The sequence below is a fragment of the Alphaproteobacteria bacterium genome, from assembly GCA_002869105.1.
GTDB lineage: Bacteria > Pseudomonadota > Alphaproteobacteria > UBA7879 > UBA7879 > UBA7879.
Map to the genome: position 1 here is coordinate 86,667 of PKTP01000010.1, position 26,440 is coordinate 113,106.

Below are 26,440 nucleotides of genomic sequence, written 5' to 3' on the forward strand. Positions count from 1 at the left end.
GATAAAATCATGAAATATCAATCAGTCAAAACATTCATTCATAATCCCAAAAATGTGGGCCTCTTGCTAACTATCTCAACCATTATTGCTCTTGTGTGGCAAAACAGCCCTTGGCGCCCTCTTTATACAGATCTGTTTTCAGCCCAGCTTTCTCTGCCATTGGGAGTGGTGACAATTAATAAGTCCGTATCGCTCTGGATCAACGATGGATTAATGGCAGTTTTTTTCTTGCACGTTGGTTTGGAAATCAAACGGGAACTCTTACAAGGAGAACTCAACTCTTTCAAAAAAGCACTACTCCCCGCGATAGGTGCGATGGGAGGGCTTATCATACCAATTGTACTTTATAAACTGTTTGTTGACAGTGCATCAGCCTATGCTAATGGTTGGGCCATACCTGCTGCAACGGATATCGCCTTTGCACTTGCACTTTTATCTCTCGTTTCTTCAAAAGTGCCTCAATCCCTTAAAATCATTCTTTTAGCCATGGCAATTATTGATGATATTGCTGCCGTCATTATCATTGCCTTTTTCTACACACCCCATTTAGACATAAGTTTTTTACTATGGGCAATAATTCCTCTCTTTGGTTTATGGACCCTGAACCGAAGAGGCATAGGTGTCACAGGCTTTTATATACCCTTGGGATTCTTGTTGTGGGTTTTGATCCTAAAATCCGGCATTCATGCAACCCTCGCAGGAATTATGTTCGCTTTTTTCATTCCTATAAAAGCCAATAAGCAAAATAAGTCTATGTTGATCACGTTAGAGAAAAAGCTGCATGTCGTTGTCATGGGTTTTATTTTACCTCTTTTCGCGCTGGCGAATGCCGGTATTCCTCTCACAAATATTTCCATTGAAAACCTCACACATCCCATGACCTATGGAATCATGGCGGGATTGTTCTTTGGTAGTCAGATTGGTGTTTTTGGAAGTGTGAGAATAGCGAAACTCCTGGGTGTTTGCACGCTTCCTGATAACATTCGCTGGTCCCACTTTTATGGTCTCTCAGCACTGATGGGAATCGGGTTTACCATGAGTCTTTTCATTGCCAATTTATCCTTTACCGATCCTGATATTCTTGATCGGGCACGATTAAGCATCTTACTGGGGTCATCTGCCTCAGCCATTTTAGGATACAGCATCCTGAAGCTTATTCCAGCAAAAGCCCGGATTCAGTATTGAGTTTATTAAAAATATTTGCTAAACAGATTTTAATTTCAATTCAAGTCTGCTATGTTAAATCCCATATTTATTATAAGGCTTTGTTAAGTAGGAACTTCTATGAATCATCAACTTCTTAAAGGTAAGCGCGGCCTCATTATGGGGGTTGCTAACGAATTTTCAATTGCATGGGGCATCGCTAAAGCTTTTGCCGAAAATGGCGCCGAGCTTGCATTCACCTATCAAAATGATCTACTTTTGCGTCGGGTCAAACCCCTGGCAGAAAGCATTAGATCAGATTATATCATTGGCTGCGATGTTGCCAATGACGCTGACATTGACCAAACATTTGAAAACATTCAGCAAAAATGGGGTGAACTTGATTTTGTTGTTCACGCGATTGCTTTCTCTGATAAAAACGAACTCAAAGGCAAATACTGCCATACAAGCCGCGGCAACTTTAACACTGCATTAGATATCTCATGCTATTCTTTCACAGCTGTCTGTCAACGTGCTTATCCCCTTATGAAAAAGGGTGGAAGCTTCTTAACCATGAGTTACTATGGTGCTGAGAAAGTGATGCCCAACTACAACGTTATGGGTGTTGCAAAAGCTGCTCTTGAATCAAGCGTAAAATATATTGCGGCCGACCTTGGAGAATACCAAATCAGAGTTAACTCTATTTCAGCAGGCCCCATGCGGACATTGGCGGCTAGAGGAATTGGTGATTTCAATTACATTCTTCAGTGGAACCAAAGAAATGCGCCTCTACGCCGCAACACAACAATGGATGACATTGCTGGATCTGCCCTCTACCTAGCAAGTGATCTAGGTGCTGGTGTCACAGGTGAGAACCTTCACGTTGATGGGGGGTATCACGTGGTGGGTATGAAAGCAATTGAAGCCGAAGATATCCCTCTCGTTCGCTAAAACCACCATGAATGCAGTACTCTATCCATTATTAAAGATTTTATTATTTGCTCTCTCTGGATATAAGGTCCTGCTGCTCGCCTATGCCCTGTTAAGCTGGCTTTATCTTTTTGGAATTATTCGCCCGGACAGCAACTTTTTTGCCGCTGTCAATCAGTTCCTTACCTCGATTACTGAGCCGATCCTGGTACAAATAAGAAGATTTGTGCCTTCTCCAGGAGGCATTGATCTCTCTTTTATTGTGCTATTTATTGCCATTCAAATGTCTTCAGAAATTGTTAGGCGATTTTTAGTCAGCCTGAGCCATCAGGCTGACTATATCATTTAAAACTATAGTTTGACGGTGCCGCCCAGTGCAGCTGAATAGGATTTAAACGTTCCACCGCGAAAATAGTCCCCTAACGTTTGCTGATTGGTTTTGACGGACCCGCGCTTAATCTTAAAGTATTTCATACCAACATCTGCTGACATGTTAAAAGTCTGCGTGAGTTGAGCGGTTACCCCAACTTTGGCTTCCCCGCCATAGGTATTGCTAGAATCACGATAAGAGTGACTTGGTCATTTACCATTTCCTTTAAACCAACCATACATCAGCTTAAGTAGGCCTTGTCCTTTAACGTTACTGCTAATTTCCAAGTTCATATCTCCCCCGACCCACGGGCCATAAATTTTCATTTTATAAGTGCCACGCTTTCCACTGAATACTGTCCCAACAGCAGGAGGGGCGTTGTTGGCCCCATTATTCGGGAAAATATTATAATTGGCTTGGCTCGAGACCGTTTGTTTTGTATCACGCATTTCATAATCACGGCTTGTATAGAATGCCCCAGCAAGCGCTCTAAATTGATCCGCATCTAAAAAAGCAGCCCCCACACTTCCATCTAGTGCCGATCCTACAACTTTGCTCTGAGACTCCGACCACATCAGTGTTTTATTACTCCCTGAATAATCCCGATCAATCATTTTTCCTTTTTTGCGCAGCACACCATAAAAAACTTCATAGATCACTGGAATGCCCATGGCTTCAGCCTCCCCTGAAAGCCCTCCACCCATCACATGTATATTTTTCCAATCAAGCGTCGAAACCACATTAGGTGTGCCATTTTTATAACCAATGCCAATATCAAAATTTTCAATGGCATACCGAACAGCCGGCTTCATTACAACCTTAGGTTTTTTTTGGGGGCCAGATGAGCCAAACATCCCTCCCATTATACCAGAAGGGCTTGATCCAAATCCTCCAAGGGTTTGGGCAGCCTCTAAAGATACAACAGAAAAAAACAACACTAAAAACACATAAATAAAAAAGAAAGATTTTTTCATAAGCCCGATGTCCCTGCTTTACTCATCAAGAGGATATTAAAATATCAACTATTTTAACGTTTACATTATCATCAGAAAGCGCCTTATCCTACAAAAAAACAGATGCAAACCTATCGATTAATAAGGTGGGGCCCTTGAACAATGGGAAGGATTTCCCGGCACAACCCTGTTTCATCATCTGTGGTGATTAACGTACCACTCAGTGTTCCAGGGCCTTCGGCTGGTGACAATCTCTCTGTCGGTCCATGTTTAAGAAAGCGTTTCACAGGCTGTTCTGAGCAAAAACCAACAACCGAATTGTAATCACCGCACATGCCTAAATCCGTTTGGTACCCCGTTCCTCTTGGTAAAATTCTTGTATCAGATGTAGGAATATGCGTATGCGTTCCAACAACAGCAGACACACGGCCATCCAAAAAATAGCCCATGGCATTTTTCTCACTGGTTGCCTCAGCATGTACATCAACAATTGTAGCGGCAACATCTTTTCCAAGATCATAAAAGTTAACAACATTTTCAACGGCTGGAAAAGCAAGGTTCAGGCTATCCATAAACAAGTTACCCATCACATTAATAACCAAAACTTTTCTTCCATAGGCCAATTTATGAACCACATATCCTTTGCCAGGTGCTTGCTGAGGATAATTTAAAGGACGAATGACGGTAGGATTGTTCTCGATATCATGAGCAAAGTCTCGCTGATCCCACACATGGTTGCCGGTTGTAATCACATCAACGCCACAATCATAGAATTCTTGGCAAATTTTTTGATTAAGGCCAAACCCATGGGCGGCGTTTTCACCATTTACAATGATGAGGTCAAGGCTATGTTTCTTTTGTAGTTCTGGTATATAAGACTTTATCGCCTCACGACCTGACTTACCAACCACATCACCACAAACCAATATTTTCATATTCTCTCTTAGTACTTGTGGCCCCAACGGTACCAGAAATAATTCAAATCAGCAAAAAAATCCTTAATAAGTATGAACCCTCTTTTCTGTAACAACCATGTTCAAAGGAATATCATGCGTCTCTGAAGTTAAGGCTGAGCAATAACTCATTGAAAAACCAATGCCAATAAGAGTAGGTCGTTTCTCCACCTTTGAAAAGGTGCGGTCATAATGCCCTTTACCAAACCCTAAACGCACGCCTGTGGGGCCAAAGGCAACAAGCGGCACCAGAACAACATCCGGCCATAAAGCGTTATCCGTTGACTTGGGCTCTTGCATGCCATGAGAAGATGTTTTAAAGGCCGTTTTTTCTGTCACGTGGAAAAAGTGAAGCGCCTGATAAGAATCATGCACACCAGGAAGAAGTAGCCGATTTTGCTGCATCAAAGACGCATTGATCCATGTCAAATCCACCTCAGCATCAAAGGCAAGATAGCTCGCAACCAGTCCCTCATCAGGCAAAATCTGCGTCAGCTTTTTCGCAATCTCTAAGCTATAGTCTTTGTGAAGATTGGGAGCGGTTTCCTGAAAGATACGCCTTTGGTTCCGATACTGCTTACGCCATTTTTCTTTCATCAGTTGTCAGCATTTTCTTTAATTTTCTCATAAGCTGACAGTGCGCGATCGCGCGTCGCTTTCAAATCAACCATGGGTTTAGGGTAGTCTTTCCCCAGAACAACCTTATAATTTTCTTGAATATCACTTTCCTTTTCCCAGGGCGCGTGAATCACAGCGTCATCAATGCCTTTCAACTCCTGCACCCATGAGCGGATGTAAGCACCCTCTGGATCAAATTTTTTACTTTGCAAGACAGGATTAAAGACCCGAAAATAAGGAGCTGCATCGGCGCCTGATCCAGCAATCCATTGCCAACTTGCGGTGTTACTAGCGGGATCTGCATCATAGAGATGTTCCCAAAAATAGGCCTCCCCCTCTTGCCATGGAATCAGGAGATTCTTCGTTAAAAAAGACCCAACCACCATTCGAATCCGGTTATGCATATAGCCTGATTGGTTAAGTTGACGCATGCCGGCATCCACCAATGGGTAACCTGTTTTACCTTGCTGCCAGCGTTTCAAATCTTCTTGATAGTCTTCCTTTTGACGCCAAGGGAAAGCATTGAATTTAGACTGATAGTTTACTTTGCCAAGTTCAGGAAAATGATAAAGTAAATTATAAGAAAATTCACGCCAACCAACTTCGGATAAAAACTTATGCATGGCTTTGCCACTGGCTTTGTTGCGCACATAATGCCAGATCTGTCTGGGTGAAATGTTGCCAAATCGTAGGTATGCTGAAAGCTCTGATGTTGATTTTTCAGCTGGCATATCGCGTCCTGTGGCATAATTTTCAAGACGATCCTCAACAAACATTTCAAGCTTCTCCCAGGCTGCTTTTTCATCAGGATCGCCCACGCGATCAGACGTTGGACATTTCACATCAACCTTGATAGAAATCTCTTCCAGTGAATGTTTGGCAAATTCAACTTTGTCAGGCGCAGGCAAATCAGGGCCGATTCGATCTTCATGCTCAAGGCAGTTTTTCCAAAAAGGGGTAAAGACCTTAAAAAAGTCGCCTTGTTTGGTTTGAACCGTCCACGGCTCAAACAACAGAGAGCCATTATAAGAATGAGCATCAACCTCCAACTCTTTCAGAGACTGCTTCAACCGTTGATCTCTCTCAATGGCTGGCTTTTCATAGAGCCGATTCCAATGAATGCCCAAAACATTATACTCTTTGGCTATTTGGGGGATCCATTTTTCAGGCTCTCCCTTAAGATACACCAGTCCACCCCCTTGCTTTTTCAGGTCTTGATGAAGCTTGAGTAAACTTTGGTGCCGCCACCATGTGCTGTTACTGCCATCGGGCCGGGGCCAACTGTCGATATACACAGCTAAAACGGGGCCAAGATTGGCAGCCTGATAGAAAGCAGGGTTGTCCTTTAATCTTAAATCGTTGCGGAACCAAACTAATTGTGTCGACATACTTGAATCGTTTTTATGGTCATAGTACACCTTAAATGAATAAATTTTAATGGGTTTTTTTGAGCCACATTCATCGCAAGTTAATCTTTAAAAAGGCACCCCTCTAATGGCAGACACCCCCAAGAACCTCTTTCTGATTGACGGCTCGGGCTTTATTTTTCGGGCTTATTATGCCTTACCTCCCTTAACCAGGCCTGATGGCACACCTATTTCCGCCGTCTTAGGTTTTACCAACATGATTTTAAACTTAAGGGAAAATTTAAAAGCCCATCACATAGCGGTGGTCTTTGACAGTAAACGCCGGAATTTCCGCCATGCCATTTATCCTGACTATAAAGCCAATAGAAGTGAAGCCCCCGAAGATCTTGTGCCCCAATTCCCCCTAATGCGAGAGGCCTGTGACGCTTTTCAAATCCCAACGCTAGAGCTAGAAGGCTACGAAGCAGATGATCTCATCGCAGCCTATACCCACAAAGCCAGACAACAAGGCTATCATGTCACCATCGTGTCCTCTGACAAAGACCTCATGCAATTGGTTTCAGAGAATGTCACCATGTATGATCACATGAAAAGCACCTACATCCATCCAAAACAAGTGTTTGAAAAATTCAATGTCCCACCTGAAAAAGTTCGAGACGTTCTAGCGCTGGCTGGGGATAGTTCTGATAATGTGCCTGGTGTGCCAGGCATTGGCCCCAAAACCGCTGCAACGCTTATCAATGATTTTGGAAGTTTTGATGCTTTATTTGAAAACTTAGATCAAATCAAACAACCCAAACGGCGAGAAACGCTAAGGAATAATTTTGCTCAAGCCAAGCTATCGCGTGAATTGGTTTCACTCTGTGGAGATATTCCAAGTTTAAGGGAGATTGATAATCTTGTTCAAGGTCCAATGGATGAAGAAAAATTGGCCGAGTTTTTAGACATGCAAGGATTTAAATCAATTAAAGCGCGCCTCCAAGTCAACAGAAAATCGGAGGCACTCCCCACTCCTGCCAAGCCTAAAGTTAAAGCAAATTACAGCGGGATTACAACTGAAGAGGCCTTGCGCTCTTGGGCTGCTAAGGTCAAGAAAATGGGCTATGTTGCTTTTGATACAGAAACCACAGGTCTTGATGTGCACCATGACAAAATTGTTGGTTTATCGCTGGCCATTTCTGAGGGTGAAGCATGCTATATTCCCCTCGCTCATCAAACAGAGAGCACCCTTTTAAACCAACAGACAAATCAGCAACTCAGCATCCAAACAGTTGTAGAGATATTAAAACCCCTTTTCGAAGATCCCACTATTCTTAAGATTGCGCATAACGCCAAATTTGATGCCCATGTTCTAGGGTATATCGGCATTCATGTTAACCCTGTTGACGATACCCTCATCATGGCAGCGCTCTTGGAATCTGGAGGAAAAAGTCTTGATGAGCTGATCAGCAAGTATTTTGATCACCCCATGATCGGCTTCAAAGATTTGGTCGGAAAAGGGTTGGCCGAAAGCTTTGCCAAAGTTCCCATCGACCAGGCCATTACCTATGCTGCTGAAGATGCTGATTATACCCTAAGGCTATGGAAGCTATATCAAACGCAGCTCTTTTCACATCATCTCTATACGCCTTATTATACTGTTGATCGTCCTATGATCTCGGTTCTTCTTCAAATGGAACGCCGCGGGATTACCATTGATCAAGCATTACTTACCAAACTCGGGCAAAAATTTGATCATGAAATGATCGGACTCGAGCAAAAAGTTTATGCTCAAACGGCCGCGCCCTTCAACATCGGCTCCCCCAAACAACTTGGCATTGTCTTATTCGAAGAGCTTGGTTTACCTGGAGGCAAGAAAGGAAAATCAGGCGCCTATGCAACCGGCGCTGATGCGCTCGAAAAACTCTCCTATGACGGCCATCAAATTGCCAAAGACGTTCTGGAGTGGCGGCAATTTTCCAAATTGAAATCAACTTATGTTGAAGGACTGTTGCGTGAGTGCAACCCCCAAACAGGGCGTGTTCATACCAATTACACCCTCTCCTTAACTTCGACAGGTCGGCTTTCTTCGACAAATCCAAACCTTCAGAATATTCCCATTCGCACAGAGATAGGCCGACAAATTCGGCAAGCGTTTATTCCAGCTTCTGGCTACACGCTGGTGGCTTTGGATTATTCACAAATCGAACTCAGACTCCTCGCCCATATGGCCCACATTGAGGTTTTGCAAAATGCTTTCAGAGCCAATCAAGATATTCATTGCCTGACAGCAAGTCAGGTTTTTGATGTGCCCTATGCAGAGATATCGAAAGAGCAACGGCGTCAAGCAAAGGCCATTAACTTTGGTATCATCTATGGAATTAGTGGCTATGGTCTAGCCCGTCAACTGAACATTGGTATGTCTGAAGCCAATGAATACATCAAGCGGTACAAAGAGCAATATCCCGGTATCACCCTGTATATGGAACACACCATTGAACAAGCCCGCCATCATGGATATGTCAAAACGCTGTTTGATCGACCTTGTTACGTTCCTAATATTACGTCTAAAAATCCGATGATGAAGAACTATGCGGAACGACAAGCCATCAATGCCCCTCTCCAAGGATCCAATGCAGATATCATCAAGCGGGCCATGGCTAAAATACCCCACATGATAGAGCAGTATCATTTTGATGCGCATATGCTTTTACAGGTGCACGATGAACTCATTTTTGAAGTACGCCCTGATCAGGTTGAAGATTTCATCCAAAAAACAAAAAAACTGATGGAGCAACAAGCCAGCCTCTCTGTGCCATTGGTTGTAGATGCCGGCACGGGTCAAAATTGGGCTGAAGCTCATTGAGTGGTTGAAACAGGAAAGGATAAAGTCAGTCTTGACGTGCAAGCAATAACTTGCCAATATAATGTGTTAATAATTAGGACTTCAAACCATGTCTGATCCCATCTGGAACGAATCTTCATACGAAGCACGCAGCACAAAAGAATCCATCTTAACGTCCAAGTGGTTCACCATCGCATTGGCAGTTCTAGCAGGCGTTATCGGGCTGGTCATTTTATATTATCTTTTTTATCCAAGCGCTCAAAAAAACAACAAGCACTATGTGATTGGGCGTGAAGAACTTCCTTTAAAACAAAAACCAGCAAATCCAGGCGGCGTACAATTCCCACATCAAGACAAAGTCGTTTATGAAAATTTGTTGGGCAAAAATAGAGCCGTGGTTGAACCGGAAGAAGAAGTGGTTTTAAGCAACGATCCAGAAAAACCCATGGAAATCATTCAAAGAACTGCGCCTGTAAATACCGAGGAAAGAACCAAGCAGCCGCTTACCGTTGAAGAAATCACGCCTGTCATCGAAAAAGTTGTTGTTGAAGAACCGGTTATTGTTGCAACACCCCCATCAAATCCCGTTATGAAACCAGCGCCTAAACAGGCTAACAAACGTGAAAAAGTTTATCGGGTGCAGTTGGCGTCTTTTCCCAATAAAAAACGTGCTGAGATGGCTTGGAATTCTCTAAAACGCAAACACAAAAAGTTAGTTTCTAGCGAAAAAATGATGATTGATAGCAAAACAATCCCTGGCAAAGGCACCTTCTACCGTGTTCAAGTGGGTGCTTTCCCCACCCATGATCAAGCAGCTACCTTCTGCAATAAAATCAAAGCAGACAAAGGCCAGTGCTTCGTTGCTAAGTAAAACTCTTTCCTTCGTCTAAGCCTAAATACTTGGTTAGATAATGTTCTGTAGACTGTTATGCTGCAATAGCGACAGCGTTGTTCTTTTGGTAAAGCGCATATTCATTGCTTAAGCGCCTGACTTTCACCGCAAGTTTTTTTTGCGGCAACTCTAAAATAGCATCTAATGAACGTGTTCGGCTATGGTCTGATTGATAACGCTGGGTCCATGTTTCTCCAAAACCTAATTCAACAGAGTTATTCATTCTTTGATTGAATCTCATAGACGCATCACCCAGCAGTGGGCACAGATAAAAATGAAAATCACGCACCCATGCTTGCAAATGTGATGTCTTCATTTCTAATAATCCATCAAGGCGCTTGCCTTGATCCTGTATAGACTGTTTCCTTAGACGCCTCTCCCAGGCAACATCAACCGGCTGAAGCGGGTGAACAAAAATATCAGGAAGGGCGTTGTTGTTTACAACATTTGGTTGAGTAAGAACGGCTGGCTCTTCAATGCCCGCTGGAACTTGGTTTACAAAACCTTGAACGGGCAGATCATCATGCCCAAAATCATCAGAACTTTGAGATAAAACATTTTGAGCGTAAACCAAAAACATCCATACAAAAATATGGCGCGCAACAAAGGAGAGAAGAGTTTTCATTTTTTCCTCTTTTAAATTTAAGATGGGGATTTAAATCCAAATCAATACTCAAAATAGGAAGGAGAGAGTCAAAATTCAAGGGCAGAGAAATCGATCTTCCAATGCTACTTGTCGCATTAAAAACCAAAAATTTAGAAGGTGTTTTTAAATGGTCATCCCATGAGAAAAGGACTTGTGCCCAAGCCCAGCAGTTGCCACCAGAGGCTTCCAACTCCCCACCAAACAACAATGTAAAACAATCCAAGGACAAACCCAATTTTCCACCAGGTTTTGACCGTCAAGTAATTCCCTCCAAAATATACAGGGGCAGATCCTGTCCCGTAATGGGTAATACATGACGACAAGCAACTAAACGCAGCCAACGTCATAGCCGCTTGAAACCCATCAATCCCTTTGTTGATCAAAACAGCTAAGAATACGCCAAACATGGTGCTGATTAAAGCCGTTGTACTGGCAAAGAAATAATGCGTGTAAAAATAAACAGCCGAAATAATCACAAACGCCATCACAGGACTTTGGGTGGCAACAAGATCAGCCACGCCTGCCCCAAACCAATCGATGATGCCAGACTTGCTGATTTCATGGGCATACATAATCAAGGCCCCAAACCAAACAAACGTATTCCAAGCTGACTTCTCTTTAATCATATCATCCCAGCTAATAACCTTAGCCATCACCAGCAGAACAATCCCAATCATCGCTGCAAGGGTGGCATGAATGCCGTATGAGGCGCCACCCGCCCACATCAATAACAATCCAGCAAAAATAAAGGAGAGAATCTTCTGTTTTTGATCCATGGGGCCCATGTGCCCTAATTCCTTTTTGGCCATTTGCCGAGCATCAACCGATTCAAGTTTTTCCGGTTTCAAGAAGGGATAAATGATCACCGGAATCAAGGCCAAACAGATCAAACCAGGCAAGCTTCCGGCCAAGGCCCATTTACCCCAGGAAAGCTCTATCCCTTGCTGGGCTGCAAAATCAGCCGCAAACGGGTTACCCGCAATCGCTGTTAAGAACATGGTACTGGTGATGATATTTGCTTGAAATGCGCTTTTGATTAAAAAGGGCCCCAGCGCTCCTTTTTTATCAGGGGTAACGCGGTTGCCGTCAAAAGCATTAATCAAAGACCTAATAATGGGGTAGATAATACCACCCCCTCTCGCTGTATTACTGGGTATAGCAGGCGCCAAGATTAAATCCGTTAAAACAAAACTATACGCAAGTCCCAACGGGCTCCGCCCAAACCGCGCCAAAATATGATACGAAATCCGCTGTCCCAAACCCGTAAGAGTCAAAGCCTGGGCAATAAAAAACGCAAACAAGATCAGCCAAACAATCGGTTTACCATAAGCAGATAAGGCATCCTGGATAGTCAGAACACCCGTCAAACAGGCCGAGGAAATTGACAGCGTAATCAATGCACCAAGGGGAAGCGGTTTAAAGATAATGGCAACAATCGTTGCGATAAATATAATAAAAAGGTGCCAGGCATGCTCTGTCAAACCAGAGGGCACAGGTATATACCAAAAAACAACCGCTAAAAGAACAATAATTCCAAGGTTAATATAGTCTCTCATCAAAAATTTACCTCTATAATTTCAACATGAAATAAGCCGAGATTATGCGATTTTTAATAGTATTTGTAAAGCAATCTAATAGTCAACCCGTTCAAAGTAAAGACCTTGGGCAGGTGCTGTGGGCCCAGCTGCACGCCTGTCTTTAGCATCGAGAATATCTTGAATGTAAGAAGGGCGCCATTTTCCGCGACCAATTTCAACCAACGTGCCGACCATGATACGTACTTGATGGTGCAAAAAAGAGCGCGCCGATACATAGACAAAAAGGCTCTCTTTTTGCCGGGTAATCATTATTTTGTTCAGAGTTTTGACAGGGGAAAGGCTCTGGCATTGACTATCGCGGAAACTACTAAAATCATGATGTCCCATCAAGCATACGGCAGCCGCTGTCATGGCGTCACAATCAAGCCCTTGATAGACCTGCCACGCTTGGGTGCGTTGCCATGTAAGCGGCGCACATCGATTGAGGATGTGATAATAATAATGCCGCTCTCTGGCATCAAAGCGGGCATGAAATTGATCTAAGGTCGGCTCAATCGATACAACAGCGATACCAGTATTTTTCAAAAAGTGGTTTGTTGCTGACATTAACGTATCACAATTCCATTTCTCCCCCTCAACATCCACATGAGCCACCTGTCCCAGGGCATGAACGCCCGCATCTGTTCGCCCGGATCCAACTACTTCAACAGACCGGCCTAAAAATTGTTTAAAAGCCTCTTCGATGGTTTGTTGAATGGTTGGAGCATTCTCTTGCTTTTGCCACCCCGAATAGGATGTGCCGTCATATTCAAGGGTTAGTTTATAACGTGTCATTACTTGACCTGAGTGCCAGGGTGAATTTTGAAACCGCGCAAAAAGTCATCTCGATTCATCGGCTTTCCCCCTGGCTTTTGCAGGATAACCGGTCGTATCATTCCTGCACCACAGGCAATATCAAAACTGTCAGAGAGAATCGTTCCTGGTTTTTGATGGGGCGCGCAAACATGGTCATCGATCACATGAGCTTGATAGAGTTTTAATTTCTGATCTTCATAGCGAAACCAAGCAACCGGATTTGGGTTCATCGCCCGCACTTGGCGTTCAATATCAACGGCCGATTGATGCCAATCTATTTTTGCCATTTCTTTGGTAATTTTCGGCGCATAACTCTGTCCCTGAGTGGATTGGGGTTTCGGCTCCAGTTGATTGGATAAAATTTTAGGTAAGACGTCTGCTAAAGCCTCAATACTCAAACGCTCCATTTCCCAATAAAGATCTGCGCTGGTTTCCTGCCCCGTAAGTTGAATCGGCATCATCTGATAAATGGGCCCCGTATCAAGACCTTCATCCATCTTCATAAAACAAACCGCTGTCTTTGTATCTCCGGCCCAAATCGTATGTTGAATAGGCGCTGCCCCACGCCAGCGCGGCAAATGAGATGTATGAATATTCATACAGCCCAAACGGGGGGCTTCTAAAATTTCTTTGGGTAACAGTAACCCATAAGCCACCACCACAGCCATATCAGCCGCAAGCTCCTTAAAGTGAAGTTGATCTGCTTTGGGCTTTAAAGAAATCGGCGTTTCAACCGGCAAATCATACAGCTCGGCAAGACGATGGACGGGGCTTTTGGTCACTTTCTTTCCACGACCTTGGGGGCGTGGCGGCTGAGTATAGACGGATGCAATGGTGTAGTTTTGAGAGTGAATAAGTGATTCTAAAATCCTGGCTGAAAACGCGGGGGTGCCCATAAAGATCAAGCGTGGTTTTTGCGTCATTCGGATTGAGATTCTTTTTCCTGTTCACGCTGGTAACGGATGGATTTATTGAGCAACATCTTCCGTTTTAGGGGAGACAAATGATCAATATAAAGCTTACCGACAAGGTGGTCATACTCATGCAAAATGCACCGCGCCTGCCAGTGACAAAAGTCATTTTCATGCTCTTTAAAGTCCCGATCTAAATACTGAACACGGATCTTTTCTGGGCGGGTCACTTCAGCACTCACACCTGGAAGCGACAAACACCCCTCTGTTAAAGTAACCATTTCATCAGACATATACGTGATTTGGGGGTTAATAAAAACCTGAAGATGCTCCCCCTCACGTGTTTCTTTATCAGAAATATCCATAACAAAAAATGTTTTATGGATCCCAAACTGGGGGGCAGCAAGACCCGCGCCGTTTTCTCTGTACATAAGCTCAATAGCTCCATCAACCAAGCTAGATGTTTCCGGGCCGAAATCATCAACCAGGTCCGCTTTGATGCGTAATTTTGGATTTGGTACAGTTAACAACGTGTATGTCATATCATTTACCTTTCATTTACAATACATAAATGACTCTTACTTAAAATCAACCCTTTCATTTGAATTTTAAGAGACACTGCATGGATGGGCCTTGGAATCAAATCATCTAAAATTTTATAAACCAGTCGCTGTCTATCTAAAAGCCTGAGTCCTTCAAACTCGCTTGCCCATAAGCTCAGCTTAAAATGAGATTCCTGATGTGAGACATCTTTCATTGCTTGATGACCGGCGTGCAAATGACTTTGGTTTTCAACGTCTAAGTAAACCAAATCAAGCGCCTGACTTAAGCGTGTTTTGATGATATCTTCGACTGGCTTTTTAAGATCTTGAGTCATCATTTTTTAATCCAACAGCGTGCTATCTTGAAAAGCGCATTCAGCCCGATTATAGTTCAGGTTATGGCTCCTAACAAAGATAAGTTTTTCACCTTAAATTATACCGCTTCTGCCGAAGAAGCCAATAAACTATTGTGCTCTCATCAAGGTTGCACTCAACCGGGTGAACATAGGGCGCCCAAAAGCCGAGAAACTTTACATGATTATCTCTACTTTTGTACTAAGCACATCGCCAATTATAATGCCAACTGGAATTATTACAAAGGTATGAGCCCTGAACAGGTCGCCCGCGAAAATGATATTGATCTTACATGGCGGCGCCCCCGGCATCTCTTTGGCACACGATATAAAGATCAAAAAAAATACTGGCAAACCAATCCTTATGATCTTTTCAGTCAAGAATCAGCCAACACCCCGGTATCTGATATTCCTGAAACCGTTCATCAAGCCTTGAGAAGGTTTGAATTAAATTATCCCTTTACCTCAACAGAACTTAAAAAACGCTATCGACTTCTGGCTAAAAAATATCATCCGGATACCTCTTCAGATGCTCAGACCACCGATCAGTTCTTCAAAGTTCTCAAAGACTATCAGCTATTACGAGGGTATGCTCTGTAACGGTGAACCTCTTTTTGAATCATAAAATCAACATAAGGCCTCGGAAAACTATTAAAATAGGGTATGTTATTGATACCTAAAGCCTATAACCTTGTGTAAAGTTGACTCTAGAATTCTTACACAGAAAGAGAGCTGCATAAAAATGATTAAGCAACAAAAGGAGATATAAGTGCGATCTTACTTAATGCTGTTTTCCATTGCTATTTTCGTCATTCTGTTCTTAGGAGGCGGCTTATACCTAAGCGCCAACGGTGTTCCGAACGCCTTTTATCAAATTTCCCCCTCCGTTGCGATTTTACCTGCTCTGATCTGGGCTCTGCTCATGTCCCGGGGCCCCTTTGAAAAGCGCCTGAAACACATCTTCCAAGGAATGAGCAACCAAACGCTTTTGACCATGTGCATGATTTATATTTTCGCCGGAGCGTTCGGCGTGGTCACTCAAGCAGTCGGGTGTATCGATGATCTGGTGCACTTCATCATGACGTTGTTGCCATCAAAAGCTTTACTTCCCTCCCTGTTTATCCTCAGCGCGTCAATCGGTTTTGCCATGGGGTCGTCCATGGGGGTGGTGGCCGCTGTCAGCCCCATCGGGATCGGCCTTGCTCAATCAACGGGGACAGACATTTCTTTAACGCTCGGTATTGTCATTGGTGGCGCGATGTTTGGGGACAACTTATCTCTGATTTCCGATACAACGTTGGCAGCCGTTCATACTCAAAAAACCACCGCTCAAAAGAAGTTTTCCGCCAATGCGCCCATTGCCCTGGTTGCCGCTGCGCTCTATCTTGGTCTTGTGGTTGTTTTTCAGCCCACCGTTTCAGCGCCCTTTTCAACCGATTTTCACACCATCAAATTGATTCCTTATTTAGCTGTTATCGTCTTTGCTTTATCAGGAATGAATGTTTTTCTGGTATTAGGATTGGGAACAATCGTTGCCGGCTTGATTGGCATCATTGAGCCGTCTGACTATACCTTACTCCAATTCACCCAAGACATTTATCGAGGATTTGCCAGCATGAATGAAATCATGGTGCTCTCACTACTGCTCGGTGGTTTGATGGGACTGATTCAATCGCAAGGCGGATTTGCCCCTCTTTTACAGCGCTTAGAAAAAATCAACACTGGTCAAAAACACACCCAAGTTTATATTTCCCTAAGCATTGTGACCATCATTTCTCTGATAACTGCTGCCGTTGCCAATAACGTGATATCGATTTTAATCATTGGTGTCATTGTTGAAAAAATGGCAAAGAAATCTGGGCTAAGCGCGGCCCACTCGGCAACCCTACTTAGCGTTTTCTCATGTGTTGTCCAAGGAGTCCTCCCCCACGGCGCCCAAGTGTTATTGGCCAGTCGTCTGGGCCAAGTATCCCCCCTTGATGTCATAGGCCATGTGGGCTATTGCTATGTTCTCGCCGGGGTTGGCATCATGGTCATCGCGCTCAGATCTCTGACTCAAAAATAAAGCTATTCTTTATCTTGCTTCAGCGCGCGTGCGGACGGCGTTCAGAAGCCTATCTCGCTGCCCATGCTCCATCGCTTCAATAATACCACCTCCTTTTTCTTCAAGCTCTGTTATAAAAGGCACATCAACACGGGCCATGTCAGTATCACTCAGATCAGCATTTAAAGTGAAAATATTCTCTTCTTTAATACCCAGTGATGTTGCAAGCCTACGAGCATTGCCCTCTGCTAAGCCACTATCCATAAAACTATGAAAAACCGATCCCGCATGTTCATAGAGTCCCCCTCTTCTAAACGGACTAATTCGGTTTAAGGATCTGGTGATAAATCCCGGTTTTTTTTCTAATTTTGGATCTAATCCACCGGTTCGATACAGCAAAACAATGTCATCTGACCCTAATTTTTGATAATGTTCGTACGCCAGCAGCAAAACCTCATTATCTGGCGAGTTGGCAACAAGCCCGCCATCTAAGGCACGCGCTTTTTTTCCTGCATACTCCCACTCAGGGCTTCGAAAATAGGAGGGCGCTGCAGAGGTTGCCGCCAACACATGAGACATGTGCGTATCATGCAAAAGCAGGTTCTCAATGGCTATTTTTGAATTAAAAATATGCGACACTGGGTTGCTCCAAAACCCATACGGATCTTGATATTGCAACACACTCACAGCAGCATAAGGAATCCTGGCATCTGACAATTTTTTATCCCCAAATTTATCCTGCAATATAAGATCCAGGGGCTCTCTTGAATAAACCGGCGCTGCAAATCCACCCATGGTAATGAATTTATTCCACAGGGAGGCGGGAAATACTCCTGGCACTTCCTCTTTAAAAAAATTTACACAATCCTCAGCAGATAAAACATCAAAAGCCGAAGCCGCTCCTAAAATGGCACCAACAGATGTGCCGGCAACAGCGTCATATAAGTCTCTCAGCTTAATGCCTGTTTCCTCACATATCGCCCGTTGCGCACTGGCTTGTAGCAAGCCTTTTGCCCCACCACCACTAAAGTAGGCGTAAATTTGAGGGGTAGTATCCAGACCAACACCACCATCTTTCACGGGACTATTAATTGGCGTTCCATACTCATCATCAGAAACATCGCTGTCTCTCACCTGTTCAACGAGGGAAGGCAAAGCTTGTAAACGTTCCTCATAATCTTGACGCAAACAACTAAAAGGTTGAAAGGACCTCTGGCTCAACTTTTCACTAGGATGGCCAACGCTAAAAGTTGGCATCATCCACAATCGCGGCAAGCCTCCTAAAAATTCTGAACCATCCGGGCGCGGCTCAGGAGAACCACCACTTAAATTCATGGATACAATCAGGCTGCATAGGCCTTGTTTAAATAATGAGCGCATAAGCATCCTCCCTCCACACACCTATAAGACTAGCTGAACAAATAATAATATTTAGTAAATTTCTGTCATTATTATTTAAATATTACTCCAAAATTTATCAAACTACTTAAAGGGATCCAAACTTTCACGAGAGAATCTTGCATAGCCGCATGTCTTGCGATAGAAGTAAGATTAAAATGATGACTCAGCTTTTAAACCGACTTGCAATTATCTGTGGGGGCCCTTCAGCCGAAAGGGGTATTTCTCTTAATTCAGCGCGATCTGTTGTTGATCATCTCACCCCACTTATTGAGCAAATCCGTCTTTTTTATGTCGCGCCCGACTTAAAATTTTACCAGCTTTCGCCGGTTCACTTGTATTCAAATACGCCCATGGATTTTGATTTTAAGCTTGAAACCATCGCCCAGGCACTTTCTGAACAAGAGTTCGTTCAAAGCCTCAAAGAAGTTGATTTGGTTTTTCCAGCCATTCACGGCACGTTCGGAGAAGATGGCGCTCTCCAAGGGTTGCTGGAACAGAATCAGATTCCCTACATCGGTCCTTCAAGTGAGGTCTGTGATAGAATGTATCACAAGCCAAACGCTCGTAAAGTTTTGGAAAAGACCGGATTTCCAACCTATCCTGTTTTAGAGCTCACTAAAAATGATCCAAATCAAGCGCAAAAAATCCACCGTTTTTTTGACACGCATCAGTTAGACCGCGCCGTGGTAAAGCCTGCTGCTGGTGGATCTTCCATCGGGGTGATGTCGGTACAATCTCCCATGCACGCAGCGCAGGCTGTGCAAACTATTTTTACCGAAAAGCTGTGCGATCAAGCCTTGGTTGAGCCCTTTTTCAAAGGCAAAGAATTTACCCTGATTGTCCTTCAGAACAGGCGGGGAAAACCCGTTGCTCTGGTACCCAGTCAAATTCAGATCAGTTACGATCAAAATCAACTGTTTGATTATCGCCGCAAATATTTGCCCACGGCGAACACCCACTGGCTTTGCCCGCCCCAGTTTGAGGATGCGACGATTGACAAAATTCGGCATCTTGGCGAACAGTTATTCACCGCTTTTGGAATGCGGGACTTCACCCGGATGGATGGCTGGCTGCTCGAAACGGGGGAAATTCTGTTTACAGATTTTAATCCGATCAGCGGCATGGAACAAAACAGCTTTATTTTTCAGCAAGGCGCGTGGATGGGGCTTTCACACCAAGAGCTGTTAGCCTATATCATCACCCACGCCTGTCAGCGGTATGGCCTCACGTTCAAACACCCCTCCATACCAAATCGTCCCAAAAAATCAGTTGCTGTATTAATGGGGGGCAAAACAGCTGAAAGACAAGTTTCCTTGATGAGTGGGTCAAATGTCTGGCTCAAGCTCCGTCAATCAACCATCTTCAAACCCACGCCTTTTTTCTTAGGTTCTGATCAAACAGTTTGGTCTCTGCCCTACCCTTATACGCTGAGTCACACGGTGGAAGAGATTGAAGATAAATGCCAAAACTTTAAGGATCAAACAGCTAAAATCCAACCGTTTCAACAAAAAATTCGCCAGCAACTCGGCTTAGATCCGCTGCCTCTTTTAACCCCCACAAAATACACCCTCTCTGATTTCTGCACGCACATCAAAACAGATTATGATTTTCTTTTCCTGGGCCTCCATGGTGGCATTGGCGAAGATGGAACGTTGCAAAAAATCCTAGACAGCCACACCATCGCCTACAATGGATCAGGCCCTGAAGGCGCTGCCATCTGCATGGACAAAAACAAAACAGCAGTATACGTCAATCAAGCTCAGATCAAAGATGTCTCGGCCCTAGAAAAAGTCATCTTTGATCCACGAACAGAAGATCTCAGCCCCTACTGGCAAAAAGCCAAAGACCAGTCCCCAGATGCACAGGCCTTTATTGTGAAACCACAGTCAGAAGGATGCTCAGCAGGCATTGTGGTTCTTGCCTCGCTTAATGATTTATGTCGGTATTGTCAGTTAATCAAAGAAGGGCACACCGTTGCACCTGCCCATACTTTTCCTCATCAACCGATTGAAATTGAATTGATGTCAGATCCCCATCAACAGTTGATGTTAGAGCCCTACATTGACGTTGACATCATCGTCATGAAAGATCATCAACTGTCTCATACCCCGGGTACAGGATGGCTGGAACTGACCATCGGCATCCTTGAAAAAGATGGGAAATATCACGCTTTTAATCCCAGTATCACGGTTGCTGCTGAAAAGGTTTTATCCCTTGAAGAAAAATTCCAAGGAGGAACCGGCATTAACCTCACGCCCCCGCCTGAAACCTTGATCAAAGAGTCAAAACAGGCATCAATCAGAAATAAACTTGAAGAGGTTGCCAAAAGCTTAAAGATTCAAAATTATTGCCGCATTGATTTCTTCTACAACATCCACACCGATCAACTCATCATTATCGAAGCAAATTCACTGCCGGCCTTAACGCCTTCAACGGTGATTTATCATCAGGCCCTTGCCGAACCAAATCCCATATCCCCGTTATCATTCATAGAACACCTGATCCTCTCCAAACCATTCGTTTGACTAAAGCGGCGTGTGTGCTAAATTAGGTAAAATTCTGTGGGGTGTTTTGTGCGTGCTTTTCTTATTTTGGGTCTTCTCATTTGTTCTGGTGTTACCACGGCAAAATCCAATTCAAATCAACACTGTTCTAAAGTTTCTTCAAAACACCCTCACTCAAGTCAACATGGCATTCAATTTGGTTATGGAAATCCCAAAGCAAAAATTCACGTAACAGAATACAGCTCCATGGCTTGTGGGGCCTGCGGTTATTTTAAAAAACATGCCTGGCCCGAAATCAAGAAGCACTACATCAAAACCGGCAAAGTTTATTGGGTGGTTAAACCGTATGTGTTCTCAAAAGCAGATCTAGTGGCCGCACAACTCAGCCACTGTTCTTCAACAAACTTGCTCTTTGAACAATACTATTTGCAACAATCAAAGTGGTTAGCAGCTGATGATCCAGAAAAAGCTGCTGAAAAAATGGCGCGCAAATATGGACTCTCTCAAAAAGAAATCACCCAATGCCTGGCCAAAGAGTCCATTGAAGATGGCTTGATTAAATGCCGATTGGAAGCCGGCCAAAAAAACATTGAAGCCACCCCAACGTTTATCATTGGGAACACTAAAGTTTCGCAAGCGATCGATTTCAAAGAATTTTCTCAAATCGTCACACAGGCCCAGGCTTACTTAAAGAAACATGAAACATTGCAACATTTCTTTGTTAAAATTGATGGGGCTGAGAAATTAGTCAAAGCTCCTCGTCATAACAAGAAAAAGTCAGGTCAATATGACAGATCTTCAAAAACGCATCAAAGCGGCCCAGCAAAAAGCCGCTAGTGCTGCTCAAACAAAGTCTTCTAAAGATTCATCGCACGGATTTTTGCGTATCAGCATCGACTTGGTTTCTGCCTTAGCTGTGGGGATTTTGCTGGGCTATTTCATTGATCAGTTGCTAGGATCGAAACCCATCGGCATGGTCATTGGATTTTTTTTAGGATCTGTCTCTGGATTTTTATCGCTTTATCGGTTAAACCAGAAAGTGAAAAAAGGTTAATAAAGTATGCACAGCCCCCTTCATCAATTTGAGATTGAGGAAATCTTCCCCTTTTCAATAGGTGGTATTGATCTTCCATTTACCAACGCAGCCCTTTATATGGCCCTATCCGCGTTTGCCATTACCCTCATGGTTATGCTCAGCGGCCGTTCCATTGAAAAACCAGGGGTTCTTCAGGTTTTTGTTGAGAAGATTTTTGACTTTATTCATAACTTGGTCGATGAAAACATTGGCCCAACAGGCCAAAAATACATTCCGTTGGTCTTTAGCCTTTTCACCTTTATTCTCTTTGGTAACTTATTTGGCATGATTCCCTACGCCTATACATTTACCAGTCAAATTATTCTCACGTTTGCGTTGGCCCTTGTTGTTTTTATCCTGATTACAGTGATCGGGTTCATCAAACATGGATTTCATTTTTTTAGTTATTTCATGCCGCCCGGGGCGCCTCTTTTTATGGCGCCGTTGCTGATCGTGATTGAAATCATTTCATTTCTTTCACGCCCCGTCAGCCTTTCCATTCGGTTATTCGCCAACATGATGGCAGGGCACACCATGCTCAAAGTTTTCTCCATGTTCACCATTTCATTGGGTGTTTTTGGGTTTTCAACCATCATTGCCACATCGGTTTTGATTGGGTTTGAATTCATGATTGCTTTTTTACAAGCCTATGTATTTAGTGTTTTGACTTGTTTATATTTGCGAGATGTCATAGAACTCCATTAGAAACAAGTTTTAAGAAAATATAGAAATTAATAAAGGAGTATAGATTATGGATATTGGTGCAGCTAAAATGATCGGCGCTGGTTTAGCCGTTGTTGCTTTACTAGGTGTTGGTATCGGAATCGGCAACATCTTCTCAACCCTTATCAGCGCTATTGCCCGCAACCCTGAGGCTAAAAAAGATGTCTTTGGTGTGGCGATGTTGGGTTTTGCGCTTACAGAAGCAGTGGCTTTATTTGCATTGCTGATTTCCTTCCTGATTTTGTTCAACTAGAAAATGCCTCAGTTTCAGGTTGAAACGTTTCTACCGCAGCTTTTTTGGTTGGCGGTTATCTTTAGCCTTTTTTATGGCTTAAGCAGATACGTCTTTGTGCCCAAACTTCAAGATCTGTTTAAAAAGCGTAGTGAAAAAATTCAGTCTTATCTCTCTGAAGCAGAAACGCTGACAGACCAAGCCCTCGCTTTGGAACAAGACCTCAACCACAAAAGAGCGCTATTAGAGGCAGAGTTGTTGCAGGACTATGAAAAAGAAAGCCACGCTCTCCAAGAAAAGCATCAACAAAAAGAAAGACAGTTGATCAAGGAAATGGCTGAAAACCTTCATAAACGAGAGCAAGACCTGATTAACCATGAGCAAAAACTAAAAGGATCGCTAAAGGTCAGCAGCAAACCCTTATTTGAGTTGGCCTTGAAAAAGATTCAGTCTGCTCAGGAGCGTCTTCATGGCTAATCTATTTCAAGATCCAGCTTTTTGGTATGCCGTCTCCTTCGCACTCTTTGCCGCTGTTGCCGGGCGTCGGGTCGTCAAGTTGGTTCAAGGCATGGTTCAATCTTATCGTCAGAGCATCTTGGATGATCTACAAGAAGCCCAAGCCCTTAAAGCGGAGGCCCACAGAGTTCATGCCCAAATACAGCACGAGATTGCCCATTGGCCAGATGAAGAAAAAACCAAGCGCCGGCGTCAACACCAACAAATAAAAGATCTTAAAATCGCTTACGAAGAAGGCTATCAAAAACTCTTGCACCAAAAAACGCAAGGAAATGAAAGCTACATCCAAGCAAAAGAGGTCGAAAGCCGTAAAAGACTCGAAAGCCTTATTTCCGAAGAGATTATCACCAAAGTCCGCCACGATATTTTAACGTAAAGTCCCCACAGTTTTGCTGCGCTTCAAGCGTGATTCGCCATAAAAAGCTTGTCTTTTCAGCTCTCAAAATTCATGATAATTTTACATAAATCCAAAAGAGTAAGCTGAAGATGAATTCTTCAAGGGACGAGCTATCCGATACAGGCAAAAAAAGACGTGATTTTATCACGCTCACAGCAACAGCCATGGGCGGTGTCTTAGCTGGCTCCATTGCCTGGCCTCTTCTTCAAAGCATGAACCCTGCAGCAGATACGCTGGCTGAATCCGTTACCGAGGTTAATCTTGCGCCCATCTTATCCGGTGCGGCTCTCACCGTTATTTGGCAAGGTAAACCTGTTTTCATTCGCCATCGAACCGACCGGGAAATCGCCGAAGCAGTGGATGCCCCCTTGTCCACATTACCAGATCCTCAAGAAGACAAAGCACGGGTTCAAAAACCCCAGTGGCTGGTGGTCATGGGAATTTGTACCCACCTGGGATGCGTTCCTCTTGGTCAAAAAAAAACAGAGACACGGGGAGAATATGGCGGCTGGTTCTGCCCCTGTCATGGCTCGCACTATGATACATCAGGCCGAATCAGAAAAGGGCCAGCCCCAACCAATCTTGTTGTACCGCCCTATAACTTTATCAGCGATCAACTCATTCGAATTGGAAGGGAAGAGTAATGTCTGACGGTGGGTCCAACCCTTATCGCCATCCGTTTGTCCGCTGGCTTGAAAAGCGTTTGCCGATCATCAGCTTTGTAGAGCACGCCCTCAAAGGCTACCAGGTCCCTAAAAACCTCTCGATCCTCTGAACAAGTGGGTTTATCGCCGGCTTCATGCTGGTGGTGATGATCCTCACTGGGATCTTGCTCGCCATGCATTATGTCCCCCATCCCGATCATGCCTTTGATAGCGTTGAGCGCATCATGAGAGAGGTTAATTTCGGCTGGCTCATTCGCTATCTTCATGCCAACGGTGCGTCGCTGTTTTTCTTGGTTGTGTATATGCACATGTTCCGGGCGCTCTATTACGGCTCCTACAAATCACCGCGAGAAGTGTTATGGATCATCGGCATGATTATTTTCCTGGTCATGATGGCCACCGCTTTCTTAGGCTATGTGTTGCCCTGGGGGCAGATGAGTTATTGGGGCGCCACAGTCATCACCAATCTTTTTACAGCGATCCCCTGGATTGGGGATAGCATTCTTGAATGGCTGCTTGGTGCACCTTACGTAGGGGCGCCTGCTTTGAACAAATTCTTTGCGCTCCATTATTTGCTTCCCTTCCTCATGTTTTTACTGGTCTTTATTCACATATGGGCCCTGCACACCCATGGATCCAATAATCCCACCGGTATTGAACCTAAAACCGCCGAAGACACCCTTCCCTTCCATCCCTATTACACTGTTAAGGATCTCCTTTCTATCGCCGGATTTATGGTGATTTTTGCTTTTTTCATTTTCTTTGCGCCCAACTTTTTTGGGGAGCCCGAAAATTACATCCCCGCTGATCCAATGGTCACCCCCGACCACATTGTGCCTGAGTGGTACTTTCTTCCGTTTTATGCGATTTTGCGCGCCATTCCCGATAAATTAGGGGGCGTTGTTGCCATGATTTCATCGATTTTGGTGTTGTTTGTGTTGCCCTGGCTTGATGGCTCCAAAGTTAAAAGCTGCACGTTCCGACCGATTTTTCGGGCCCTGTTCTGGGTTTTTGTTCTCGATGTTCTCATTCTAGGCTGGGTAGGTGCTAAACCAGCTGAAGGGCATTATATTGGAATCGGGCAATGGGCCACCGCTTATTACTTCATTCACTTTTTAATTTTGGTGCCCCTCGTAAGCCGTTTTGAAAAGCCCAGTGGCTTGCCCGACTCTCTCTCTGCCTACTATCGAGACAAGGGCTGTTCATGATCCAGGTCATTTTCATCCTTGCCTCTCTTCTTTCAACCTTTCAAGTCAGCGCCCTTGAGGAAGCAAAAGTCCCTCCCAAACATGCCTGGAGCTTTAATCACATGCTTGGTACCTTTGATAGAGCGTCAGCGCAACGGGGCTATAAAGTCTATCGTCAGGTGTGTTCAACCTGTCACAGCCTTAGACATGTTCGCTACCGCCATTTGGAAAAAATTGGCTTCAGCAAAGCAGAAGTGAAGGCCATTGCAGCCGAGTATCAAGTGCGTGATGGGCCCAACGACGAAGGCGAAATGTTTGATCGGCCCGGCAATCCTTCCGATCGTTTTGTGGCGCCTTACAAAAACAAGAAAGCCGCAGAGGCAGCCAATGATGGCTCCTACCCCCCTGATTTAAGCCTAATCACCAAAGCACGCGCGGGCGGCGCAGATTATCTTTATGCTCTATTAACGGGTTACCAAGAAAGTCCCCCGGCGGGGATAGACCTTGTCCCCGGCAAATATTACAACCCTTATTTCCCTGGCGGACAAATTGCTATGGTTCCACCCCTGATCGAAGGCGTGGTTTCATATGAGGATGGCACCCTGGCAACTCCCAAACAAATGGCTCACGATGTGACAACATTTTTGGCATGGGCCTCTGAACCAGAACTCGAAGAACGGCGTCGCCTTGGGGTGCAGTGGCTGATTTTCTTAACCGCATTCGCTTTTATCTGCTATCTGGTGAAGCGTTCTTATTGGCGGCCGTTATCTCAAAAAGTCATAAAAAAGAAGTAGCTTTCTT

The 26,440-nt window shown here is 44.1% G+C and carries 27 protein-coding genes and 1 pseudogene; 17 read left to right on the top strand and 11 right to left on the bottom strand.

Features of this window, described 5'->3' with window-relative positions:
* Positions 1 to 9: 9 nt before the first annotated feature.
* From nhaA to C0582_05255, 3 genes are all read left to right on the top strand, one after another.
* Positions 10 to 1,185 carry a Na+/H+ antiporter NhaA gene (gene nhaA / locus C0582_05245; GenBank protein ID PLX29283.1) on the top strand — a complete coding sequence of 392 codons (1,176 nt, stop codon included), beginning with the start codon at positions 10 to 12 and terminating at the stop codon, positions 1,183 to 1,185.
* A gap of 99 nt (positions 1,186 to 1,284) precedes the next feature.
* Entirely contained in the window at positions 1,285 to 2,094 is an 810-nt protein-coding gene (locus C0582_05250; GenBank protein PLX29284.1) for an enoyl-[acyl-carrier-protein] reductase FabI, read from the top strand.
* Positions 2,095 to 2,101: 7 nt separating this feature from the next.
* Complete coding sequence (locus C0582_05255) at positions 2,102 to 2,422, top strand: hypothetical protein (protein ID PLX29285.1); 321 nt, start codon at positions 2,102 to 2,104, stop codon at positions 2,420 to 2,422.
* 230 nt (positions 2,423 to 2,652) lie between these two features.
* Here C0582_05255 and C0582_05260 read toward each other — a convergent pair whose 3' ends face one another.
* The 4 genes from C0582_05260 to C0582_05275 form a co-directional block, all read right to left on the bottom strand.
* Positions 2,653 to 3,417 (bottom strand): hypothetical protein, encoded by a 765-nt coding sequence (locus C0582_05260; GenBank protein ID PLX29286.1) that lies wholly within the window; start codon positions 3,415 to 3,417, stop codon positions 2,653 to 2,655.
* Positions 3,418 to 3,527: 110 nt separating this feature from the next.
* Positions 3,528 to 4,331 (bottom strand): TIGR00282 family metallophosphoesterase, encoded by an 804-nt coding sequence (locus C0582_05265; protein PLX29287.1) that lies wholly within the window; start codon positions 4,329 to 4,331, stop codon positions 3,528 to 3,530.
* 63 nt (positions 4,332 to 4,394) lie between these two features.
* Positions 4,395 to 4,946 (bottom strand): 5-formyltetrahydrofolate cyclo-ligase, encoded by a 552-nt coding sequence (locus C0582_05270; GenBank protein ID PLX29288.1) that lies wholly within the window; start codon positions 4,944 to 4,946, stop codon positions 4,395 to 4,397.
* Entirely contained in the window at positions 4,946 to 6,355 is a 1,410-nt protein-coding gene (locus C0582_05275) for a deoxyribodipyrimidine photolyase (GenBank protein ID PLX29289.1), read from the bottom strand. The genes C0582_05270 and C0582_05275 overlap by 1 nt, the downstream gene beginning before the upstream one ends.
* A 106-nt stretch (positions 6,356 to 6,461) precedes the next feature.
* Between C0582_05275 and C0582_05280 the strand changes: the two genes are divergently transcribed.
* Positions 6,462 to 9,179 carry a DNA polymerase I gene (locus C0582_05280; GenBank protein ID PLX29290.1) on the top strand — a complete coding sequence of 906 codons (2,718 nt, stop codon included), beginning with the start codon at positions 6,462 to 6,464 and terminating at the stop codon, positions 9,177 to 9,179.
* A gap of 88 nt (positions 9,180 to 9,267) precedes the next feature.
* Positions 9,268 to 10,029, top strand: a complete 762-nt coding sequence (locus tag C0582_05285; GenBank protein ID PLX29291.1) for a hypothetical protein — start codon at positions 9,268 to 9,270, stop codon at positions 10,027 to 10,029.
* Between the two features lie 55 nt (positions 10,030 to 10,084).
* Here C0582_05285 and C0582_05290 read toward each other — a convergent pair whose 3' ends face one another.
* From C0582_05290 to C0582_05315, 6 genes are all read right to left on the bottom strand, one after another.
* Positions 10,085 to 10,675 (bottom strand): hypothetical protein, encoded by a 591-nt coding sequence (locus tag C0582_05290; GenBank protein ID PLX29292.1) that lies wholly within the window; start codon positions 10,673 to 10,675, stop codon positions 10,085 to 10,087.
* 152 nt (positions 10,676 to 10,827) lie between these two features.
* Positions 10,828 to 12,252, bottom strand: a complete 1,425-nt coding sequence (locus tag C0582_05295) for an anion permease (protein PLX29293.1) — start codon at positions 12,250 to 12,252, stop codon at positions 10,828 to 10,830.
* A gap of 75 nt (positions 12,253 to 12,327) precedes the next feature.
* Entirely contained in the window at positions 12,328 to 13,068 is a 741-nt protein-coding gene (locus tag C0582_05300; protein PLX29294.1) for a tRNA pseudouridine(38-40) synthase TruA, read from the bottom strand.
* Positions 13,068 to 14,012 carry a methionyl-tRNA formyltransferase gene (locus C0582_05305; GenBank protein PLX29295.1) on the bottom strand — a complete coding sequence of 315 codons (945 nt, stop codon included), beginning with the start codon at positions 14,010 to 14,012 and terminating at the stop codon, positions 13,068 to 13,070. Before C0582_05305 ends, C0582_05300 begins: the two co-directional genes overlap by 1 nt.
* Complete coding sequence (def, locus tag C0582_05310; GenBank protein PLX29296.1) at positions 14,009 to 14,542, bottom strand: peptide deformylase; 534 nt, start codon at positions 14,540 to 14,542, stop codon at positions 14,009 to 14,011. Before def ends, C0582_05305 begins: the two co-directional genes overlap by 4 nt.
* A gap of 5 nt (positions 14,543 to 14,547) precedes the next feature.
* Positions 14,548 to 14,880, bottom strand: a complete 333-nt coding sequence (locus tag C0582_05315) for a BolA family transcriptional regulator (GenBank protein PLX29297.1) — start codon at positions 14,878 to 14,880, stop codon at positions 14,548 to 14,550.
* Here C0582_05315 and C0582_05320 point away from each other — a divergent pair.
* Together C0582_05320 and C0582_05325 are read left to right on the top strand one after the other, a co-directional pair.
* Positions 14,869 to 15,495: a hypothetical protein gene (locus tag C0582_05320; protein ID PLX29298.1), complete on the top strand. Its 627-nt coding sequence runs from the start codon at positions 14,869 to 14,871 to the stop codon at positions 15,493 to 15,495. The two genes, C0582_05315 and C0582_05320, sit on opposite strands and share 12 nt — an antisense overlap.
* Before the next feature lie 184 nt (positions 15,496 to 15,679).
* The gene (locus C0582_05325) at positions 15,680 to 16,960 is read left to right on the top strand and encodes a sodium:proton antiporter (protein ID PLX29299.1); all 1,281 of its coding nucleotides are present in this window, start codon (positions 15,680 to 15,682) and stop codon (positions 16,958 to 16,960) included.
* 9 nt (positions 16,961 to 16,969) lie between these two features.
* On the opposite strand, the gene C0582_05330 is transcribed toward C0582_05325, so the two are convergent.
* Positions 16,970 to 18,325, bottom strand: coding sequence for a hypothetical protein (locus C0582_05330; protein PLX29300.1), 1,356 nt, complete (start codon positions 18,323 to 18,325; stop codon positions 16,970 to 16,972).
* A 143-nt stretch (positions 18,326 to 18,468) separates the two neighbouring features.
* Between C0582_05330 and C0582_05335 the strand changes: the two genes are divergently transcribed.
* The 10 genes and pseudogenes from C0582_05335 to C0582_05380 all read left to right on the top strand — a co-directional run bounded on the left by C0582_05335 (position 18,469) and on the right by C0582_05380 (position 26,433).
* A complete protein-coding gene (locus C0582_05335; GenBank protein PLX29301.1) occupies positions 18,469 to 20,865 on the top strand; it encodes a hypothetical protein in 2,397 nt (798 codons plus the stop codon).
* Positions 20,866 to 20,901: 36 nt separating this feature from the next.
* Complete coding sequence (locus C0582_05340) at positions 20,902 to 21,681, top strand: hypothetical protein (GenBank protein PLX29302.1); 780 nt, start codon at positions 20,902 to 20,904, stop codon at positions 21,679 to 21,681.
* The gene (locus tag C0582_05345; protein PLX29303.1) at positions 21,632 to 21,898 is read left to right on the top strand and encodes a hypothetical protein; all 267 of its coding nucleotides are present in this window, start codon (positions 21,632 to 21,634) and stop codon (positions 21,896 to 21,898) included. The genes C0582_05340 and C0582_05345 overlap by 50 nt, the downstream gene beginning before the upstream one ends.
* A 6-nt stretch (positions 21,899 to 21,904) precedes the next feature.
* Entirely contained in the window at positions 21,905 to 22,624 is a 720-nt protein-coding gene (locus C0582_05350) for a F0F1 ATP synthase subunit A (protein PLX29304.1), read from the top strand.
* Positions 22,625 to 22,670: 46 nt separating this feature from the next.
* The gene (locus C0582_05355; GenBank protein PLX29305.1) at positions 22,671 to 22,895 is read left to right on the top strand and encodes a F0F1 ATP synthase subunit C; all 225 of its coding nucleotides are present in this window, start codon (positions 22,671 to 22,673) and stop codon (positions 22,893 to 22,895) included.
* 3 nt (positions 22,896 to 22,898) lie between these two features.
* Positions 22,899 to 23,351: a hypothetical protein gene (locus C0582_05360; protein PLX29306.1), complete on the top strand. Its 453-nt coding sequence runs from the start codon at positions 22,899 to 22,901 to the stop codon at positions 23,349 to 23,351.
* Positions 23,344 to 23,766, top strand: a complete 423-nt coding sequence (locus C0582_05365) for a hypothetical protein (GenBank protein ID PLX29307.1) — start codon at positions 23,344 to 23,346, stop codon at positions 23,764 to 23,766. The genes C0582_05360 and C0582_05365 overlap by 8 nt, the downstream gene beginning before the upstream one ends.
* A gap of 110 nt (positions 23,767 to 23,876) precedes the next feature.
* Positions 23,877 to 24,431: a ubiquinol-cytochrome c reductase iron-sulfur subunit gene (gene petA / locus C0582_05370; protein PLX29308.1), complete on the top strand. Its 555-nt coding sequence runs from the start codon at positions 23,877 to 23,879 to the stop codon at positions 24,429 to 24,431.
* Positions 24,431 to 25,660 (top strand): annotated as a pseudogene (locus C0582_05375) (cytochrome b). Before petA ends, C0582_05375 begins: the two are co-directional and overlap by 1 nt.
* The gene (locus tag C0582_05380) at positions 25,657 to 26,433 is read left to right on the top strand and encodes a cytochrome c1 (GenBank protein PLX29309.1); all 777 of its coding nucleotides are present in this window, start codon (positions 25,657 to 25,659) and stop codon (positions 26,431 to 26,433) included. Before C0582_05375 ends, C0582_05380 begins: the two are co-directional and overlap by 4 nt.
* Positions 26,434 to 26,440 lie beyond the last annotated feature (7 nt).

Coding starts and splice junctions, on each gene's coding strand:
- nhaA (PLX29283.1), top strand. CDS start 10: ATGAAATATCAATCAGTCAAAACATTCATTCATAATCCCAAAAATGTG.
- C0582_05250 (PLX29284.1), top strand. CDS start 1,285: ATGAATCATCAACTTCTTAAAGGTAAGCGCGGCCTCATTATGGGGGTT.
- C0582_05255 (PLX29285.1), top strand. CDS start 2,102: ATGAATGCAGTACTCTATCCATTATTAAAGATTTTATTATTTGCTCTC.
- C0582_05260 (PLX29286.1), bottom strand. CDS start 3,417: ATGAAAAAATCTTTCTTTTTTATTTATGTGTTTTTAGTGTTGTTTTTT.
- C0582_05265 (PLX29287.1), bottom strand. CDS start 4,331: ATGAAAATATTGGTTTGTGGTGATGTGGTTGGTAAGTCAGGTCGTGAG.
- C0582_05270 (PLX29288.1), bottom strand. CDS start 4,946: ATGAAAGAAAAATGGCGTAAGCAGTATCGGAACCAAAGGCGTATCTTT.
- C0582_05275 (PLX29289.1), bottom strand. CDS start 6,355: ATGTCGACACAATTAGTTTGGTTCCGCAACGATTTAAGATTAAAGGAC.
- C0582_05280 (PLX29290.1), top strand. CDS start 6,462: ATGGCAGACACCCCCAAGAACCTCTTTCTGATTGACGGCTCGGGCTTT.
- C0582_05285 (PLX29291.1), top strand. CDS start 9,268: ATGTCTGATCCCATCTGGAACGAATCTTCATACGAAGCACGCAGCACA.
- C0582_05290 (PLX29292.1), bottom strand. CDS start 10,675: ATGAAAACTCTTCTCTCCTTTGTTGCGCGCCATATTTTTGTATGGATG.
- C0582_05295 (PLX29293.1), bottom strand. CDS start 12,252: ATGAGAGACTATATTAACCTTGGAATTATTGTTCTTTTAGCGGTTGTT.
- C0582_05300 (PLX29294.1), bottom strand. CDS start 13,068: ATGACACGTTATAAACTAACCCTTGAATATGACGGCACATCCTATTCG.
- C0582_05305 (PLX29295.1), bottom strand. CDS start 14,012: ATGACGCAAAAACCACGCTTGATCTTTATGGGCACCCCCGCGTTTTCA.
- def (PLX29296.1), bottom strand. CDS start 14,542: ATGACATACACGTTGTTAACTGTACCAAATCCAAAATTACGCATCAAA.
- C0582_05315 (PLX29297.1), bottom strand. CDS start 14,880: ATGATGACTCAAGATCTTAAAAAGCCAGTCGAAGATATCATCAAAACA.
- C0582_05325 (PLX29299.1), top strand. CDS start 15,680: ATGCTGTTTTCCATTGCTATTTTCGTCATTCTGTTCTTAGGAGGCGGC.
- C0582_05330 (PLX29300.1), bottom strand. CDS start 18,325: ATGCTTATGCGCTCATTATTTAAACAAGGCCTATGCAGCCTGATTGTA.
- C0582_05335 (PLX29301.1), top strand. CDS start 18,469: ATGTCTTGCGATAGAAGTAAGATTAAAATGATGACTCAGCTTTTAAAC.
- C0582_05345 (PLX29303.1), top strand. CDS start 21,632: ATGACAGATCTTCAAAAACGCATCAAAGCGGCCCAGCAAAAAGCCGCT.
- C0582_05350 (PLX29304.1), top strand. CDS start 21,905: ATGCACAGCCCCCTTCATCAATTTGAGATTGAGGAAATCTTCCCCTTT.
- C0582_05355 (PLX29305.1), top strand. CDS start 22,671: ATGGATATTGGTGCAGCTAAAATGATCGGCGCTGGTTTAGCCGTTGTT.
- C0582_05360 (PLX29306.1), top strand. CDS start 22,899: ATGCCTCAGTTTCAGGTTGAAACGTTTCTACCGCAGCTTTTTTGGTTG.
- C0582_05365 (PLX29307.1), top strand. CDS start 23,344: ATGGCTAATCTATTTCAAGATCCAGCTTTTTGGTATGCCGTCTCCTTC.
- petA (PLX29308.1), top strand. CDS start 23,877: ATGAATTCTTCAAGGGACGAGCTATCCGATACAGGCAAAAAAAGACGT.
- C0582_05380 (PLX29309.1), top strand. CDS start 25,657: ATGATCCAGGTCATTTTCATCCTTGCCTCTCTTCTTTCAACCTTTCAA.